Source organism: Ornithinimicrobium pekingense DSM 21552 (assembly GCF_000421185.1).
Lineage (GTDB): Bacteria > Actinomycetota > Actinomycetes > Actinomycetales > Dermatophilaceae > Ornithinicoccus > Ornithinicoccus pekingensis.
The window spans coordinates 300,015-315,222 of record NZ_ATWJ01000011.1; the positions used below are offsets into that span (position 1 = coordinate 300,015).

Sequence of the window (15,208 nt, forward strand, 5' to 3'; positions counted from 1 at the left end):
CACACCCCATATTCGCCACCCCCAGATTGCGTAATCAGGTAAGGCTGTCCTAAGGTCGTCGGGTCCTGCCGGGAATATCCGGCGCGTCCCACCGAGGAGACCCCTGCCCGTGACCGACATCGTCCGTCGCACCGCGCCCCTGACGGCGCTCGCGCTCACCGCCACCCTCGCCCTGACGGCCTGCTCCACCGGCCCGACCGGCTCCAGCACCACCGACGGCTCGACCCAGGGCGGGAGCAGCTCGCAGGAGGCCGGCGACGGCGACACCGGCTCCTTCCCGACCACCGTCGAGCACGCCTTCGGCGAGACCACGATCGAGACCGACCCCCAGCGCGTCGTCACCGTCGGCTGGACCGACCACGAGGTCATGGCCGCACTGGGCGAGGTCCCCGTCGGGGCCGTCAAGATCAACTGGGGCGGCAACGAGGCCGGCTCGACCGACTGGTTCGACGAGGCCGTCACCGAGCTGGGCCAGGACCCCGCCGACATCACCCGCTACGACGACTCTGACGGCATCCCCGTCGACGAGATCGCCGCGATGGAGCCCGACCTCATCATCGGCAGCAACTCCGGCATGAGCCAGGAGGACTACGACCGTCTCTCCAAGATCGCGCCGACCGTCGCCTACCCCGAGACGGCGTGGGCCACCCCGTGGCGCGAGTCGGTCGAGCTCGTCGGCCAGGCCATCGGCCGCCCGGAGCAGGCGCAGGAGGCCATCGCCGAGACCGAGGCCGAGTTCGAGGCGGCCAAGGAGGAGTACCCCCAGCTGGAGGGCACCTCCTTCGCGTGGGGCTGGTTCAGCCCGACCGACACCTCCACGATCGGCCTCTACAACACCATCGACCTGCGCCCGCAGTTCCTCACCGAGCTGGGCATGGTCAACGCCCCGCTGGTGGAGGAGATGAGCGGCAGCGAGAACTTCTCGGCCAACCTCTCCGCCGAGCAGGCCGACACCCTCGACGCCGACGTCTTCATCTTCTACACCGACGGCGGCTTCACCGCCGACATGCTGCTCGAGGACCCGCTGCTCTCGCAGATCCCGGCCATGGCCTCCGGCGCCTACGTCGAGTCCGGCACGCCGCAGGACGTCGTGGGCATGAGCTCGCCGACCCCGCTGTCCATCCCGGTCGCCATCGACCGCTTCATCCCCCAGGTCGCCGAGGCCGCCGCCGTCGCGGCGGAGGCCGGCGCCCGCTGAGCAGGGAGCAGCGATCGTCCCGCCCGTGAGCACCACCACGACCAGCACGCCGCCGACGCGCGGCGTGCTGGTCGGTCGGCGCCGGACCTGGTGGCCCCTGGCCGTCGGGCTCGGCGCCGTCGTGCTGGCCGCCGCCGTCTCGGTGGCGGTCGGCTCGCGGACCCTCAGCCCCGGTGAGGTGGTCGGCGGGGTCGAGGCCGTGCTGCGCGGCGTCAGCACCGACCCGGCCGGCGCGGTCGTCGCCGCGCGCGTCGACCGGACGATCATCGGCATGGTCGTCGGGCTCGCGGTCGCGATGTCCGGCGCGGCCATGCAGGGCCTGACCCGCAACCCGCTGGCCGACCCCGGCATCCTCGGCGTCAACGCCGGCGCCGCCCTCGCCGTCGTCCTGGGGATCCAGCTGCTCGGGATCGGCTCGGCGGGGGCGTTCGTGTGGTTCGCCCTGCTGGGCGGCATCGTCGCCGCTGTCGTCGTGTATGCCGTCTCCGCCGCCGCCCCGGGCGGTCCGGCACCGCTCACGATGGCCCTGGCCGGCGCCGCCCTGACCGCGGGCGGCGTCAGCGTCACCGCCGGGCTGCTGGTCAGCGACCGCAGCGCACTCGACACCTTCCGCTTCTGGCAGGTCGGCAGCGTCGCCGGACGGCCGGTCGACCTCGTCCTCGACGTGCTGCCGCTGCTGGTCGTCTCTCTGCTCGTCGTCGCCCTGTCCGGTCCGGTGCTCAACGCCACCGCCCTGGGCGACGACCTCGAGCGCGCCCTCGGCCAGCGCGTCCACCTCTCCCGCGCGATCGTCGCGCTGGGCGCCGTCGGCCTGGCCGCCTGCGCGGTCGCGCTCGCCGGGCCGGTCGGCTTCGTCGGGCTGGTCGTGCCGCACCTGGTCCGGCTCGTCACCGGCCCCGACTACCGCCGCATCCTGCTGGGCAGCGCGATCGTCGGGCCGGTGCTCGTGCTGCTCACCGACACCCTCGGCCGCATCGTCATGCCGCCCTCGGAGATCCAGGTCGGCATCATGACCGCGGTGCTCGGCGCCCCCGGCCTCATCTGGCTCGTGCGCAGGACGGCGGTGCGATGACCGTCAACGCTCCCGCCGCCGACACCGGGACCGAGACACCCCACCTCGTCGAGACCGTGCCCGACCGCGTCGCCGAGGTCCGCCGCTCCCGCTCCCACGCCCGCCGTCGCGGCCACCTCGTCCTCGGCGGGCTGCTGGTCGCCTGGCTGCTGGCCATGGTCGTGCGCACGCTGCTCGGTGACTTCACGATCACCGTCCCCGACTTCTGGCGGATCGTGCTCGGCACCGGGGAGGTGCCCGGCGGAGCGGAGTTCATCCTGCTGGACTCCAAGCTGCCGCGCGCCGTCGTCGGCACCCTGGCCGGGGTGGCGCTCGGTGCGAGCGGGGCGACCTTCCAGCTCATGGCCCGCAACCCGCTGGCCAGCCCCGACGTGCTCGGCCTGACCATGGGCGCGAGCGCCGCAGCGGTCTTCACCCTCGTCATCCTGGGAGGCTCCGGGGCGGCCGTCACCCTGGCCGCCCTCGTCGGGTCCGCGCTGGTGGCCGTGGCCCTGCTGACGCTGTCTGCCTCTCGCCCCGGCTCGGCCCCGACCCGGATGATCCTCGTCGGCATCGCGCTGTCGGCCATGCTCACCTCGGTGGTGCACTGGGTGCTGCTGCGCGCCGACATCTACCGCGCGCACGAGGCGATGGTCTGGCTCACCGGCAGCCTCAACGGCGTCACCTGGCGCCAGATCGGGCTGCTCGGCGTCGTCGTGGCGCTGGCCCTGCCGCTGCTGCTGGCCACCGCCCGCGAGCTGCACCTCGTCGAGCTCGGCGACGATCTGGCCGCCGGCGTCGGCGCCCCGCCCGGCATCGTCCGCGCCCGGGCGCTGCTGCTCGTCGTGCTGCTCGTCGCGGCCACCACCTCCGTGTGCGGGCCGATCGCCTTCGTCGCCTTCCTCTCCGGCCCGATCGCCCGGCGGCTGCTCGGCGGCCGGGCCTCGATCGGCGCCGCGGCGCTGGTCGGCGCAGTCATCGTGGTCCTGGCCGACCACGCCGGCGCCTACGCCGTACCCGAGGTGAACCTGCCCGTCGGTGTCGTCACCGGCGTCGTGGGCGCCCCCTTCCTCCTGTGGCTCCTCACCCGTGAAAGGTCTTCGTCATGACCACCTCCGTGCTCCGCGCCGAACGGCTCAGCCTCGGCTACGGCGAGCAGACGATCGTGCACGACCTCGACCTGACGGTCCCCGAGGGCAAGGTCACCGCGATCGTCGGCCCCAACGGCTGCGGCAAGTCGACGCTGCTGCGCGGGCTGTCGCGGCTGCTGCGGCCCAAGGACGGCCGGGTCATGCTCGGCGACCGCGACGTGCACCGGATGCCGACCAAGCAGGTCGCCCGGTCGATGGCCCTCCTGCCCCAGCACCCGGTCGTGCCGGAGGGCATCACCGTCGGCGAGCTCGTCGCCCGGGGTCGCCACCCGCACCACGGGCTGCTGCGCCAGTGGACCCGCGAGGACGACGAGGTCGTGGCCGAGGCGCTGGAGCTGACGGCCACCACGCACCTGGTCAGCCGCGAGGTCACCGAGCTCTCCGGCGGGCAGCGCCAGCGCGTGTGGATCGCGATGGTCCTGGCCCAGCGCACCGACCTGCTGCTGCTCGACGAGCCGACGAGCTTCCTCGACATCGCCCACCAGGTCGAGGTGCTTGACCTCGTGCGCGACCTGTCCGTCGACCGCGGCACCACCGTGGTGATGGTGCTGCACGACCTGGCGATGGCGGCCCGCTACGCCGACCACCTCGTCGCCATGCGCGGCGGCCGGGTCATCGCCGAGGGCAACCCGCGCGAGGTCGTCACTGCCGAGACCGTCTGCGACGTCTTCGGCATCACCTGCCGGGTGCTGTGGCAGGAGGCCACCGGCGACCTGTCCGTCATCCCCCTCGGCCGGCACCGCCCGGTCGGGCACGTCCTGGGCACCGCGGGCACCCCGCGGATCGCACCCGAGCTGGAGGTCATCCGATGAACGCGCCCCTGACCGACACCCTGAGCCGTGGCGCCCGGCAGGTCGCCGAGCGCGTCGCCAGCGAGGTCTACGCCCGCACGATGGCCATGCCGCTGGAGCGCACCGAGCACGCCTGCGTCCCGGCGACCGTGCTGGCTGCCGAGTGGGTCGCCCCGCAGCTGCGCCGGCTCACCGTCCACGCACCCGGCCTGGCCGGTTGGTACGCCCCGCTCGGCCCCGACGAGTTCGTCGGCCTCGTCATGCCGCGCCCCGGCACCTCCCTGCCCGACCTGTCCGGGATCAGCGGCCCCAACCCACGCCCGGTCATCGGCGAGATGCCCGAGGACGTGCGCCCCGACGTGCGCTGGTACACCGTGCGCGCCTACCGCCCCGACCTCGCCGAGATCGACCTCGAGGTCGTGCTGCACCCCGAGGGGGAGGTCGACGAGGGCCCCGGCGCCCGCTGGGTCCGCCTCGCCCGCCCCGGCGACGAGCTCGCCGTGCAGACCGGCACCACCTGCTACCACCCGCCGGCCGACGCCCGGGTGCAGGTCGTCGCCGGCGACGAGACGGCATACCCCTCGATGGTGGGGATCATCGAGGGCGCACGGGGGTATGACGTGGAGCTGCACGTGCTCCTGGAGACCGAGCCGGGCGCCGTCCCCGACCTGCCCTCCCCCGAGCGCGGCAGCGTGACCGTCGTCGAGCGCGCCGGCCGCCGGGCCGGTGACGCGCTGGTCGAGGCGCTGGAGGCCGCGGACCTGCCCACGCCTGACTACGGGTGGGTCTCGGGCGAGCAGGACCTGGCCGCGCGCGTGCGCCGGCACCTGACGCGCGAGCGCGGCGTGGCCAGGACGGCCGTCTACTTCTGCGCGTACTGGATCCTGGGGCGCCCGCGCGGCTGAGCCGGTGCCGGGGCACCCGGTCTGGTCACCCACGTGACATTGGTGCACAGGGTGCGCCAGTGTCACCCGTCCCGCAGGGACGTCAGGGGGTCGGCAGCTCCGCCCGCACCGCCGCGACGTAGAACGCGACGCCGGCGCCGAGGATGTCGTCGTTGAGGTCGTAGTCGGCGCTGTGCAGCGGCGTCCCGCCACGGCCGGGCTCGGTGCCGTTGCCGAGCAGGGCGAAGCACGCGGGCACGTGACGGGCGAGGACGCCGAAGTCCTCGCTCGGCATGACCGGGTCGCAGTCGCCGACGACGCGGCCGGCGCCCAGGGCGGCGACCGCGGCGGTGACCGCGCGCGCCGTCACCTCGGGGTCGTTCACCGTCGGTGCGAACTCGTGGGTGTAGGTCACCTCCGCCCGCGCACCGTGCGCCGCGGCGACCCCGGTCGCGAGCTCGCGGATCCGCCGCTCGAGCAGCTCCTGCACCTGCGGGTCGAAGCTGCGGGTGTCACCGGTGATCCGCACGGTGGAGGGTATGGCGTTGCGCGCGCCGTCGGTCTCGAAGCCGGTGCAGGAGACGACCGCCGGGCGCACGGGGTCGACGTTGCGGGCGACGACCGTCTGCAGGGCCAGGACGATCTCGGCCCCGGCGACCAGCGGGTCGACGACCGCCTCCGGCCGCGCAGCATGACCGCCGCGGCCGTGGACCACGATCGTGAAGTTGTCCTCGCTGGCCATGATCCCGCCGGGCCGCACGTGCAGGTGCCCGGCCGGGACGCCGGGGAGGTTGTGCAGCCCGTAGAGCACGTCCAGCGGGAAGCGTTCGAGCATCCCGTCGTCCAGCATCGCCTGCGCGCCGCGGCCCGGCTCCTCGGCCGGCTGCAGCACCAGGCGGACCGTCCCGTCGAAGCCACCCTCCTCGGCCAGCACGGCGGCCGCGCCGAGCACCATGGCCATGTGCCCGTCGTGCCCGCACGCGTGCATCGCCCCGGGGTTGACCGAGCCGTGCTCGCGGCCCTCCACCTCCTGGATGGGCAGGGCGTCCATGTCCGTGCGCAGACCGGCCGCGCGCCGGGAGGTGCCGCGGGTCAGGGAGGCGACGGCGCCCGTGCCGCCGATGCCGCGCGCGACGTCATACCCGAGGCCCCCCAGCACCGCGGCCAGGTAGTCGACGGTCGCGTGCTCGCTGAACGCCGTCTCGGGGTGACGGTGCAGGTGGTGGCGCCAGGTGCGCAGGCGGGCGTCGCTCGGTCGGGCGTCGCTCATGCGGAGTCCAGGCCTTCGGTGGAGAGGAGGACGACGACGGCGTCCGGAGGCAGGTCGAGGTCCGTTCGCCGGCCGGGGTCGGCGAGCGCCGCGCCGACCCCGGCCAGGGTGGCCGCACCGCACGGTCCGGAGGAGACGCCGAGCGTCTCGAGGTCGCGGGATGCCGCGAGCGCCTCGGCGTCGGTGACGGTGACGGCCGCGTCGCAGCCGCCCTGCAGCACCGGCCAGGCCAGGCTGGAGACGGTGCCGCAGTTGAGGCCGGCCATGACGGTCGTTGCGGTCGGCACCGGAACGGGTGTGCCGGCTCGCAGGCTCGCGAGCAGGCCCGCCGCGGTGTCGGGCTCGACGGACAGGACACGGGTGGGGTGGACGTCACCACCGGTCGGGGTTGTCGCGGGGCCCGGCACGACGCCGCTGCGGTAGTGCGCGACCACGGCCTGCGCGAGCGACCCGACCCCGACCGGCACGGCGACGAGGTCCGGCTGCCGGCCGAGCGCCTCGTCGACCTCGGCGAGCAGCGTCCGGTAGCCCTCGACGATCCACTGCGGCACCTCCTCGTAGCCGTCCCAGGCGGTGTCCTGCACCAGCTCGCGCCCCGGGTCGGCGTCGGCGTGCTCGGCCGCGGCCCGCACGGCCACGTCGTAGTCACCGTCGACCCGGACCACCTGGGCCCCCTCGTCCGCGATCCGGGCCGCCGTGCTCCCGGGCATGACGTCGGGGACGAAGACCGTCGCCGACGTGCCCAGCTCGCGGGCGGTCCGGGCGACGGCCCGGCCGTGGTTGCCGTCGGTGGCGGTGACCAGGTGGGCCCCGGGGTGGCGGTCCAGCGTCTGCCGGCAGGCCCACGAGGCACCCAGGATCTTGAACGCGGGCAGCCCGAGCCGAGAGGACTCGTCCTTGACGAGCACGCGGCCCACACCGAGCTCGGCGGCGAGGGCGGGCAGGTCGACCAGCGGGGTGGGCCCGTAGCCGGGCAGGGTGCGGTGGAACTCCCGCGCCGCGCCCGACCCGTCGTCGGGCAGGGACCAGCGCCGGGCGGAGGGGTTGGTGAACCAGGACGTCATGGCCGTCAGTCTCGATGGCGCCGACTCCGGAGTCCAGCACCCGGACCGTTGGCGCAGACGGTGCGCCAACCGCACCTTTGGCGCGCATGCTGCACCAGTGTCACGTGGGTGAAGCGACACCCTCCCCCGGCGCCGGGCCCAGCCAGGGCTGGCTGACCCAGACCCGCGCCCCGCGCGGGAGGTCGACCTCCTCGCCGGCCGCGATCCGTCGGCAGGCGGCGACGAGCTCCATCGCGGGGCGTGGCGGGCCGGGGCTGCCGCCAGCCCCTGCGGTCATCCGCGACCACCGCGCCTCCCAGCGCCCGTCCTCGCCGCGCACCACCACGACCGGGCTCGTCAGCACCTCGACGAAGAGCTCGTCCACGGCCTTCAGCATGGTCTCCGACCCGCCGTCGCAGGCGTCGCACCCGCAGTCCGGCTGCCGCTCCAGCACCACCTCCGCCTCCGCCAGCGCGAAGGTCACCACCGGCATCGGCTCGTCCCGCTCCAGCACGAGCAGGGGCAGCGTTCCCGGCCGGTCGCTGGAGACGCGCCAGCCCCTGGCGACCGGCAGCTCGCCCTGGGACAGCGCCCCCACCTCGCCCACCGGCTCCACCCTGAGACCCGGCACCCGCGCCAGCTCGGTCAGCCAGGCGGCGGTGCGGCGGAAGAGGATCTCGTAGCGCTCGGGCTCGGTGCACCGGGAGTATGCCGCGTCGTCGGGGCTTGCCCCGCCCCACGGGTCGGGCCACGCCGGCAGGTGCTCTGCGGCATACCCGCTGGTCACCGCGGCGAGCAACGCATCGACGTCCACCATGCGAGACAGCCTAGGGGTGAAGATTCGACCCTCGCGGGGTGCGGGGTTATGGTCGTCCGATGCGTCCGCAGGTTCTTGCGCAGGTGGGCCTCGTGTCCCTCCTCGTCGGCATCATCGGTCTCGCCCTCAGGGCGAGTGTCCTCGGCTCCGAGCCGACCCTCCTCCACCCCGTCTGGACGGCGGCGGTCTTCATGCTCAGCGTCGTGGGTGCGGGTCTGCTCACGATCGGCATGGCCTTCCGGGAGGTCGGTTCGCCCGAGCCGGTCCGTCAGGACTGAGCTCCCCAGCGCTCAGGCGTCGGGCAGCCAGAGGAAGAACGTCGACCCCTCCTCCTCCACCGAGTCCACCCCCACCGCCCCGCCGTGCGCCTCGGCGATGGCCCGCACGATCGCCAGGCCCAGCCCTGACCCCTCCGTCGGGCCGACGTTGTCGGCGCGGGCGAAGCGCTCGAAGACCCGACCCACCTGGTCGGCCGGGATGCCGATGCCCTCGTCGCGCAGGCCCAGCACCAGGTAGCGCTCCGCCTCCCGGGCCCCGGCGGCCACCGCCCGCCGCGCCTCTGCGGACGTCGACGCTGCCCACGACGTCGACAGCTCCACGACCGACCCGCGGTCGCTGAACTTCACCGCGTTGGCGGCCAGCTGCACCACCGCCTGCAGCACCCGCTGACGGTCCAGGTCGGCGACCCCCTCGGCCTCGGCGTGCAGCCGCCAGGTGCGGTGGCCCAGGGAGGTGATGCGCTCCATCGCCTCCAGCGCCAGCTCGGTGACGTCCGTGCGGGCGGGCCGGTAGAAGTCGGGGCGCTGCGAGCGCGCCAGCATGAGCAGGTCGTCGACCAGCCGCTGCATCCGGTCGACCTCGTCGAGGATGAGCGCCCGCGAGGACTCCACGTCGGCGGGGTCGTCGGCGCGCAGCAGCTCGGCGTTGCCGCGCACGATCGTCAGCGGGGTGCGCAGCTCGTGGGCGGCGTCGTCGAGGAACTGGCGCTGCTCGCGCACGCCGGCCTCGATCCGGTCCAGCATGGAGTTGAAGCGCACGGCCAGCTCGGCGACGTCGTTGTCGGCCGACTCGACCTCGACGCGCCGCGACAGGTCGTCGGTGCTCGTCATGGCGGTCGCCTCGCGCAGCTCGGTCAGCGGCCGCAGCAGCCGCCCCAGCAGCAGGTGGGACAGCAGCGCCACCGCGCCGAGGACGAGCACGGCGAGCACGACATACGTCAGCGCCCGGTTGCGCACCTCCGCCAGCTGGCGCCCCACGTCCTGGACCACGACGAGCTGGGCCGACCGCTGCTCCTGGGGCAGCTGCACGTCGGCCACGAGCACCCGCAGCTCGGTGCCCTGGGAGCGGATGTCGGTGGTGCGCGCCTGGCCCGGCTCGACGGCGAGGTCCGCGACCGTCGCCCGGACGTCGGGGTGGTCGATGTCGAAGAGCCGCTCGCCGCCGGAGAGCGCCAGCGTCTGCCCCTCGACGACACCGGCCATCGCCTCGTCCTCCCCCGCCACCGAGGAGGCGAGGAAGGCGAGCAGGAGCCGCTCGGCGTCCTCGTAGGGCTGACCGTCCTGGGCCGGCCCCGCCTGGGCGAGCAGCCGCAGCTCGTCGACCTCCTGCTCCAGCTCCCGGTCGACCCGCTCGCTGACCGAGATGTAGCCCAGGCCGTAGCTGACCAGGCCGGTCACGGTCAGCCCGACCGTCATCACCACCACGATCATCGCCAGCAGGCGCTGGCGCACCGACCAGGTCCGCGGCCCGCGCGCCTCGGCCGGCGCGGGGTCCTCACGCGTGAGGCTCACGCGCACCCCCGAGGACGCCGCGGGCCAGCAGGGCGAACGACACCAGCCAGTGCGTGGCCATGAAGTCACCGTCGGTGATCTGCTGCAGCACGGCCGCCTCCTGCGCGTCGGCCCCGGCCCGCAACCGGTCGGCCGCCGCGGGCGGCAGGTGCGGGGCCAGCTCGCGCAGCTGCCAGGCACGGCTGAGGGCCAGCCCGAGCAGGTGGGCGTACTGCCCGTCGGTCGCGTCCCCGACCACCGGCACCACGAGCAGGTGCTCGTGGCGGCCCTCGCCCAGCCCGGGCAGGAAGCGGCCCAGCCACGCCGCATACTCCCGCCCCGGCAGGACACGCGACATGAGCCCGGCCTCGGTGAGGGCGGGCGAGAGGAAGTCGGTGCCGCCCGGCTCCCAGGCCGTCGGGGCGTCGGCGTCGTCGCCGAACCAGTCGAGGGCCCGCTGCCGGCACGCCGTGACGACGTCGTCGCGGCCCAGTCGTTCGGCGGCGTCGCGCAGCAGCCAGAGGGCGAAGGCGTCGTTCTGGTGCTTGCCGTGGCGCACCGGGTAGGCCTGCCGCGGCAGCCAGCCGAGCACCAGGTCGCAGACGGCCTCGCCCAGGGGCGCGACGGCCCCGGCCCACGCGGACACCGAGGTATGCGGTGCCGCGCCGTCACGCGCGGCGTCGGTCAGCGCGGCGACGAGCTGGGCCGCCCACGCCCAGCCGTAGGGCCGCTCGAACCCCGGCCGTGCCTGCAGGTAGGCGACCTCGACCGCGACGTGCTCCGGCCGCAGCCGCTCCCCCAGCAGCGCGACCACGGCGTCGTGCTCGTCCCGACCCAGCGCGTCGCCATACCTCGTGAGGAGGGTGACGAGGGACCACTGCATGTGCACGCACGAGTGCCAGTCAAGGCTGCCGTGGAACGCCGGGTGCAGCTGCTCGGGGACGAGCTGACCGTCGTCGGGGCCGAGCACGGTGTGGCCGGGCGACCACGGGTAGGGTGTGGCGACGACCGCGCGGGCGACGCGGCTCCAGGCGGCGGCGTCGGTCGGCGCGGCGTCGGTCATGGGTCCATTGAACACGCGGACCGCCACCCCGCGTGTGACGGTGTCTGCGCAGGTCAGTTCGGCTGAGGGTCTTCGTCGAGCTCGCGCAGCAGCACCCAGACGGGCTCGGGATGGTCCGCGGCCGTGTGGATGTCGGCGAGCGCCTGCGGGCCGACCCGGTCGAGCCAGCCGGACGGCAGCGGCCCGGGCTCCAGGTCGGCGCCCAGGTCCTGCACGTGCAGCGGGAAGCCGTGCGGGCCGAGCAGGTCGGCCCGGCCGAGCGTGCCCTGGGGGTGCCCGAGGACGGCCTCGACCCAGCGCAGCTGCTCCCGGTCACCGTCGAGAGCCATCCGGTAGCGCCGGGCCAGCAGCCGCAGCCGGCGCACGTGGCCGGACGGGCGGGCGCCGGTCGGCAGGCGGCGCAGGACGGCCTCGAGAGCCAGCGGCGGCGGGCCACCGAGCACGTCGAGACGCTCCCGCTCCCCGGTGGTCAGCTCGACGCCGGCCGAGAGGCCCAGACCCTGCTCCCAGGCGTCGAGGTCGCCGTCCATGCCGGCTTCCAGCAGTACAGATGCACGTCCCCGCCCCATGGCGGCGTGCGCTTCGGCTGAGCGGTTCCCTGCAACCGCCCGTGTCGAGTCAGGCATCGTCGCCTCCTTTGTCGGGCGGGGACGTGCGCCTTGGGGGCGCCGCACCCACGCCGTCATCGTGCCAGCGCGTTTAGGTCTCTGAACACCCCCGAAGGGATGAGACGTCGGACACATAGACTCCCTGCCCATGGCGAGGGACGAGGACCACTACTACGTCGCGCGAGGCGACGGACGCTACGAGCCGACCCGGCACGCGCAGGGCGCGTGGAGCGAGCAGGAGCAGCACATGGCCGTCGTCACGGGCCTGCTCGTGCACGGCCTGGAGCGGCACGACCCCCGCCCTGACCTGCAGTGGGCCCGGATGAGCTTCGACATCCTGGGGATGATCCACTTCTCCGAGACGACGGTGCGCACCCGCACCCTGCGCCCCGGGCGCACCATCGAGCTGGTCGAGGCGGTCGCCAGCGCCCGGGGCCGCGACGTGGTGCGCGCGAGCGCCTGGCGCCTGGTGCGCGGCGACACGAGCGAGGTGGCCGGCGTGGAGGCCCCGCCGCTGCCCGAACCGGAGTCGGTGCCGGTCTGGGACGGTATGCAGCACTGGGGCGGGCACTTCCTGCGCACCCTGGAGTTCCGCGCGCAGCCGGGCGACCTGCGCCCCGGTCGCGGCCACGTCTGGGTCCGCACCGACCACCCGCTCGTCGCCGGTGAGGAGACCACCCACCTGGCCCGCTGGTGCGCGATGCTCGACGTCGCCAACGGCATCGTCGGCCGGCAGCGGCCCACCGAGTGGCTCTTCCCCAACGTCGACCTCACCCTCCACCTGCACCGCCAGCCGGAGGGCCCGTGGGTGGGCCTGGACACCCAGGTGTCGTGGGGCCCGACGGGCATCGGCCAGTCCTCCTCGGCGGTCCACGACATGCACGGTCCGGTCGGCACGGTCGAGCAGTCGCTGACGCTGCGCAAGCGCGACTGAGGCGCCGGCGGGAGCGGCATACCGGCCTCACCCCTTCGGGTGGTTTTTCGTCACGATTCGGTCAAGCCCCTCGAAATCCGGCGGGCATCCACGCAGGATGGACGCCGGTCCCTGGCGGCAACGGCGCCCCAGGGATCGTCTGCCTTCTGCGCGGTGGTCCACCCGGTGAGCCCACTTGGAGATGCCGCCCACCGCGCTGACCAGCGGCTGAGCGCCTCGCGCCGGCCGCATGACGGCCCTCCCCGGGTCCCGCGGGGAGGGCCGTCCCCTTTTGTGACACAGATCACAGGTGATGCGGGCAACATTCCTGTCTCCCAGGACGTCTGTATAGATGTCAGGACGGGACACCTGACAAACCGTCATGAGAGGGACGCTCCTCAGGGGCGAATGACGAGGGGAGCAGGTGGGCGGGGCGCACGGTCAGGGGACCAAGCGCCCCGCCCCCTGCCGAAGCTCTCAGCAGGCGCGCAGACCTCCGCCGCGGAACCTCGTACCCCTGCGGAACTCCCTACCCCTCCCAGCCGTCCGACCTAGACTTGCAGGTCGACCCCAGGAGGACCCATGCTCCCCCAGCGACAGCGCATCGTGGCGCTCGCCGCCGCCCTCACCGTTGGGCTCACCGCGTGCGGTGCGGCCACGGACGACAGCTCACCCACCCCTGCCGCGTCCGCCCCGGCGCCCACCGAGGACGAGACCGCCTCCCCCGACGACGACGGGTCGACCTCCACCGCCCCTTCCGAGGATGATTCGATGAAGCCCAGCCCCATCCCCACACCCGACCCGGGCGGCTCCGCCCTGCCGACGGGCCCGGTCCCCGACAGCGTCCTGGCCCGCGACGACGTCGTCGCCGCCACCGAGGACTACGCCGAGCGGCGGGGCGTCGACGTCGCGGACGTCACCGTCGAGGGCTTCGCCGCCGTCACCTGGTCCGACGGCAGCATCGGCTGCCCCGAGCCCGGGATGATGTACACCCAGGCCCTCGTCCCCGGCTACCAGCTCGTTCTCGGTGTCGACGGCCAGCTCGCCAGCTACCACGCCGCCGAGGGCAAGCCGTTCAGCTACTGCGCCAGCCCCGTCGCGCCCGCGCAGACGAACCCCAGCACCTGAGGACGCGCCAGAGGCGATTTAGAGGAACTCGCGATCGCAAAGATGACGCTTAAATTTCCTTCCGGGGGGGGTCTTGTCAGGGAGGAATTCGTCGGGCAGGATGAACGCCCTACGACGCCTTGGTAGGGAGGCGTCGTGACGCCTATCTGGGGAGGGCTGACGTTGCGGCGACTCGTGGTGCAGCAGGACTCGATCGGGGGGTGGGACGTCCATGACCTGGGCTCGGACGAGCAGCTCCACCGCAGCGACCGGATCAGGGCAGAGGGGTTCGCGCGGCGCCTGGTCTCCGCCGAGGGCGGCTCGGTCGTCGTCGTGGGCAACAACGGCCTCGTGCTCACCGAGTATGCCGTTCCCGCCTCGACGCGGACACCGCTCCGCGGGGTGCCGGGCGAGCCTCGACAGCGTCGTCGCAGGTGGTAAAGAGCACGTAAAGGTGACGTAAAGCGGAGCCCTCCGCATGGCATACTTGACCATCGGACGACGCAGGGTCGCGGAGTCCACATCGAATTTGAAGGAATGAACATGAAGCACCTGGTTGTGCAGCAGGACTTCGTCGGCGGCTGGAACGTGCACGAGGTGGGGGCCGAGCTCGCACTCCTCTACCGCAGCGACCGCCTGCGTGCCGAGGGCTACGCCCGTCGGCTGTGCTCGCCCGAGGGCGGGTCCGTCACGGTGATCGGCCACACGGGCGCCGTGCTCTCGGAGTACTCCGCCAAGGGCGCCGGTCGCACGCTGCTGCTGGATGCCGGCAAGAAGCGCCGCGGGCGCAGGGGCGCGACCGGTCGGTCCGGCTCCTTCGCCCGCTGACCGGGCACCTCGTGCCGGCACGGTGGGCTTCGTGACCTGGCCGCCCCAGGACCCTGGCGGCCGCTCCCCCGAGGGTGAGGACCGGTGGCAGCCGTCGATGACCGGCCCGACCGACCAGCCGCCCTGGTCAGCACCGCCGTCACCGATCCCGTCCTACGTGCCGCCCCCGCCCGGGCAGGCGCACGGGCCGCAGGACGGGGCGCCCGCCTACGCCGCACCGACCCCACCACCACGCCCCGTGCCGGGCTCCCACGTCCGCTACGCCGACTGGGCCGAGCGCGTGGGCGCCACCCTCGTCGACTGGGGAATCCTCCTCGGCACCCTCGTGGTCGTCGGCGCGGTCTTCGACCTGCCGGAGGCGCTCGAGACGCTCGGCGGCCTGGCATGGTTCGGCCTCACGGGCTACTTCGCCTGGCTCAACGGCTCCAAGGGCCAGTCGCCCGGCAAGGCGCTCATGGGCCTGCGGGTGGTCCGCAGCGCGGACGGCTCGACGCTCGGCGGTCCGGTCGGTCTGGTCCGCGCGGTCGTGCTGTTCCTGATGTTCGCCTTCACCGGCGGGCTGCTCTACGTGCTGGCGCTCCTCTGGCCGGCGGGGGACCGCCGCAAGCAGGCGCTGCACGACAAGGTCGTCGGAGCGTCGGTGCTCGCGGGCTACCCGCGGGCGAGGTTCGGCCCGGGCATCTTCCGCCCCTGACGCCCGTCCCTTTTCAGCGCC

17 protein-coding genes are annotated in these 15,208 nt (G+C 74.0%); 11 read left to right on the forward strand and 6 right to left on the reverse strand.

Annotated features, from left to right (window positions below; genetic code table 11):
* Nucleotides 1-109 precede the first annotated feature (109 nt).
* The 5 genes from K330_RS0112730 to K330_RS0112750 are packed head-to-tail and all read left to right on the forward strand — an operon-like array spanning nucleotide 110 to nucleotide 5,096.
* Nucleotides 110-1,198 carry an ABC transporter substrate-binding protein gene (locus tag K330_RS0112730; RefSeq protein WP_022922197.1) on the forward strand — a complete coding sequence of 363 codons (1,089 nt, stop codon included), beginning with the start codon at nucleotides 110-112 and terminating at the stop codon, nucleotides 1,196-1,198.
* A gap of 25 nt (nucleotides 1,199-1,223) precedes the next feature.
* Nucleotides 1,224-2,270, forward strand: coding sequence for a FecCD family ABC transporter permease (locus K330_RS21115; protein ID WP_022922198.1), 1,047 nt, complete (start codon nucleotides 1,224-1,226; stop codon nucleotides 2,268-2,270).
* Nucleotides 2,267-3,358, forward strand: a complete 1,092-nt coding sequence (locus K330_RS0112740; protein WP_022922199.1) for a FecCD family ABC transporter permease — start codon at nucleotides 2,267-2,269, stop codon at nucleotides 3,356-3,358. The genes K330_RS21115 and K330_RS0112740 overlap by 4 nt, the downstream gene beginning before the upstream one ends.
* Nucleotides 3,355-4,212, forward strand: coding sequence for an ABC transporter ATP-binding protein (locus K330_RS0112745; RefSeq protein ID WP_022922200.1), 858 nt, complete (start codon nucleotides 3,355-3,357; stop codon nucleotides 4,210-4,212). Before K330_RS0112740 ends, K330_RS0112745 begins: the two co-directional genes overlap by 4 nt.
* Complete coding sequence (locus tag K330_RS0112750) at nucleotides 4,209-5,096, forward strand: siderophore-interacting protein (RefSeq protein WP_022922201.1); 888 nt, start codon at nucleotides 4,209-4,211, stop codon at nucleotides 5,094-5,096. The genes K330_RS0112745 and K330_RS0112750 overlap by 4 nt, the downstream gene beginning before the upstream one ends.
* Nucleotides 5,097-5,178: 82 nt before the next feature.
* On the opposite strand, the gene K330_RS0112755 is transcribed toward K330_RS0112750, so the two are convergent.
* From K330_RS0112755 to K330_RS22835, 3 genes are all read right to left on the reverse strand, one after another.
* Complete coding sequence (locus tag K330_RS0112755) at nucleotides 5,179-6,345, reverse strand: amidohydrolase (protein WP_022922202.1); 1,167 nt, start codon at nucleotides 6,343-6,345, stop codon at nucleotides 5,179-5,181.
* Complete coding sequence (locus K330_RS0112760; RefSeq protein ID WP_022922203.1) at nucleotides 6,342-7,409, reverse strand: pyridoxal-phosphate dependent enzyme; 1,068 nt, start codon at nucleotides 7,407-7,409, stop codon at nucleotides 6,342-6,344. The genes K330_RS0112755 and K330_RS0112760 overlap by 4 nt, the downstream gene beginning before the upstream one ends.
* Nucleotides 7,410-7,509: 100 nt before the next feature.
* Complete coding sequence (locus K330_RS22835; RefSeq protein ID WP_022922204.1) at nucleotides 7,510-8,205, reverse strand: DUF6226 family protein; 696 nt, start codon at nucleotides 8,203-8,205, stop codon at nucleotides 7,510-7,512.
* Between the two features lie 59 nt (nucleotides 8,206-8,264).
* Here K330_RS22835 and K330_RS0112770 point away from each other — a divergent pair, with 59 nt between their 5' ends.
* Entirely contained in the window at nucleotides 8,265-8,483 is a 219-nt protein-coding gene (locus tag K330_RS0112770; protein ID WP_156875793.1) for a hypothetical protein, read from the forward strand.
* A gap of 12 nt (nucleotides 8,484-8,495) precedes the next feature.
* Here K330_RS0112770 and K330_RS21125 read toward each other — a convergent pair whose 3' ends face one another.
* From K330_RS21125 to K330_RS0112785, 3 genes are read right to left on the reverse strand one after another with little or no spacing between them, the layout of a single operon-like run.
* Nucleotides 8,496-9,995, reverse strand: a complete 1,500-nt coding sequence (locus tag K330_RS21125) for a sensor histidine kinase (protein ID WP_156875794.1) — start codon at nucleotides 9,993-9,995, stop codon at nucleotides 8,496-8,498.
* Nucleotides 9,979-11,037 (reverse strand): DUF2891 domain-containing protein, encoded by a 1,059-nt coding sequence (locus K330_RS0112780; protein ID WP_022922207.1) that lies wholly within the window; start codon nucleotides 11,035-11,037, stop codon nucleotides 9,979-9,981. The genes K330_RS21125 and K330_RS0112780 overlap by 17 nt, the downstream gene beginning before the upstream one ends.
* Nucleotides 11,038-11,090: 53 nt before the next feature.
* Entirely contained in the window at nucleotides 11,091-11,567 is a 477-nt protein-coding gene (locus K330_RS0112785) for a hypothetical protein (RefSeq protein ID WP_022922208.1), read from the reverse strand.
* A gap of 226 nt (nucleotides 11,568-11,793) precedes the next feature.
* Here K330_RS0112785 and K330_RS0112790 point away from each other — a divergent pair, with 226 nt between their 5' ends.
* The 5 genes from K330_RS0112790 to K330_RS0112810 all read left to right on the forward strand — a co-directional run bounded on the left by K330_RS0112790 (nucleotide 11,794) and on the right by K330_RS0112810 (nucleotide 15,187).
* A complete protein-coding gene (locus tag K330_RS0112790) occupies nucleotides 11,794-12,579 on the forward strand; it encodes a thioesterase family protein (RefSeq protein ID WP_022922209.1) in 786 nt (261 codons plus the stop codon).
* A gap of 561 nt (nucleotides 12,580-13,140) precedes the next feature.
* Complete coding sequence (locus tag K330_RS21130; RefSeq protein WP_022922210.1) at nucleotides 13,141-13,686, forward strand: hypothetical protein; 546 nt, start codon at nucleotides 13,141-13,143, stop codon at nucleotides 13,684-13,686.
* A gap of 135 nt (nucleotides 13,687-13,821) precedes the next feature.
* Entirely contained in the window at nucleotides 13,822-14,106 is a 285-nt protein-coding gene (locus K330_RS0112800; protein ID WP_156875795.1) for a hypothetical protein, read from the forward strand.
* 102 nt (nucleotides 14,107-14,208) lie between these two features.
* A complete protein-coding gene (locus tag K330_RS0112805; protein WP_040658086.1) occupies nucleotides 14,209-14,493 on the forward strand; it encodes a hypothetical protein in 285 nt (94 codons plus the stop codon).
* 31 nt (nucleotides 14,494-14,524) lie between these two features.
* Nucleotides 14,525-15,187: an RDD family protein gene (locus K330_RS0112810; protein ID WP_169448561.1), complete on the forward strand. Its 663-nt coding sequence runs from the start codon at nucleotides 14,525-14,527 to the stop codon at nucleotides 15,185-15,187.
* Nucleotides 15,188-15,208: the final 21 nt, after the last annotated feature.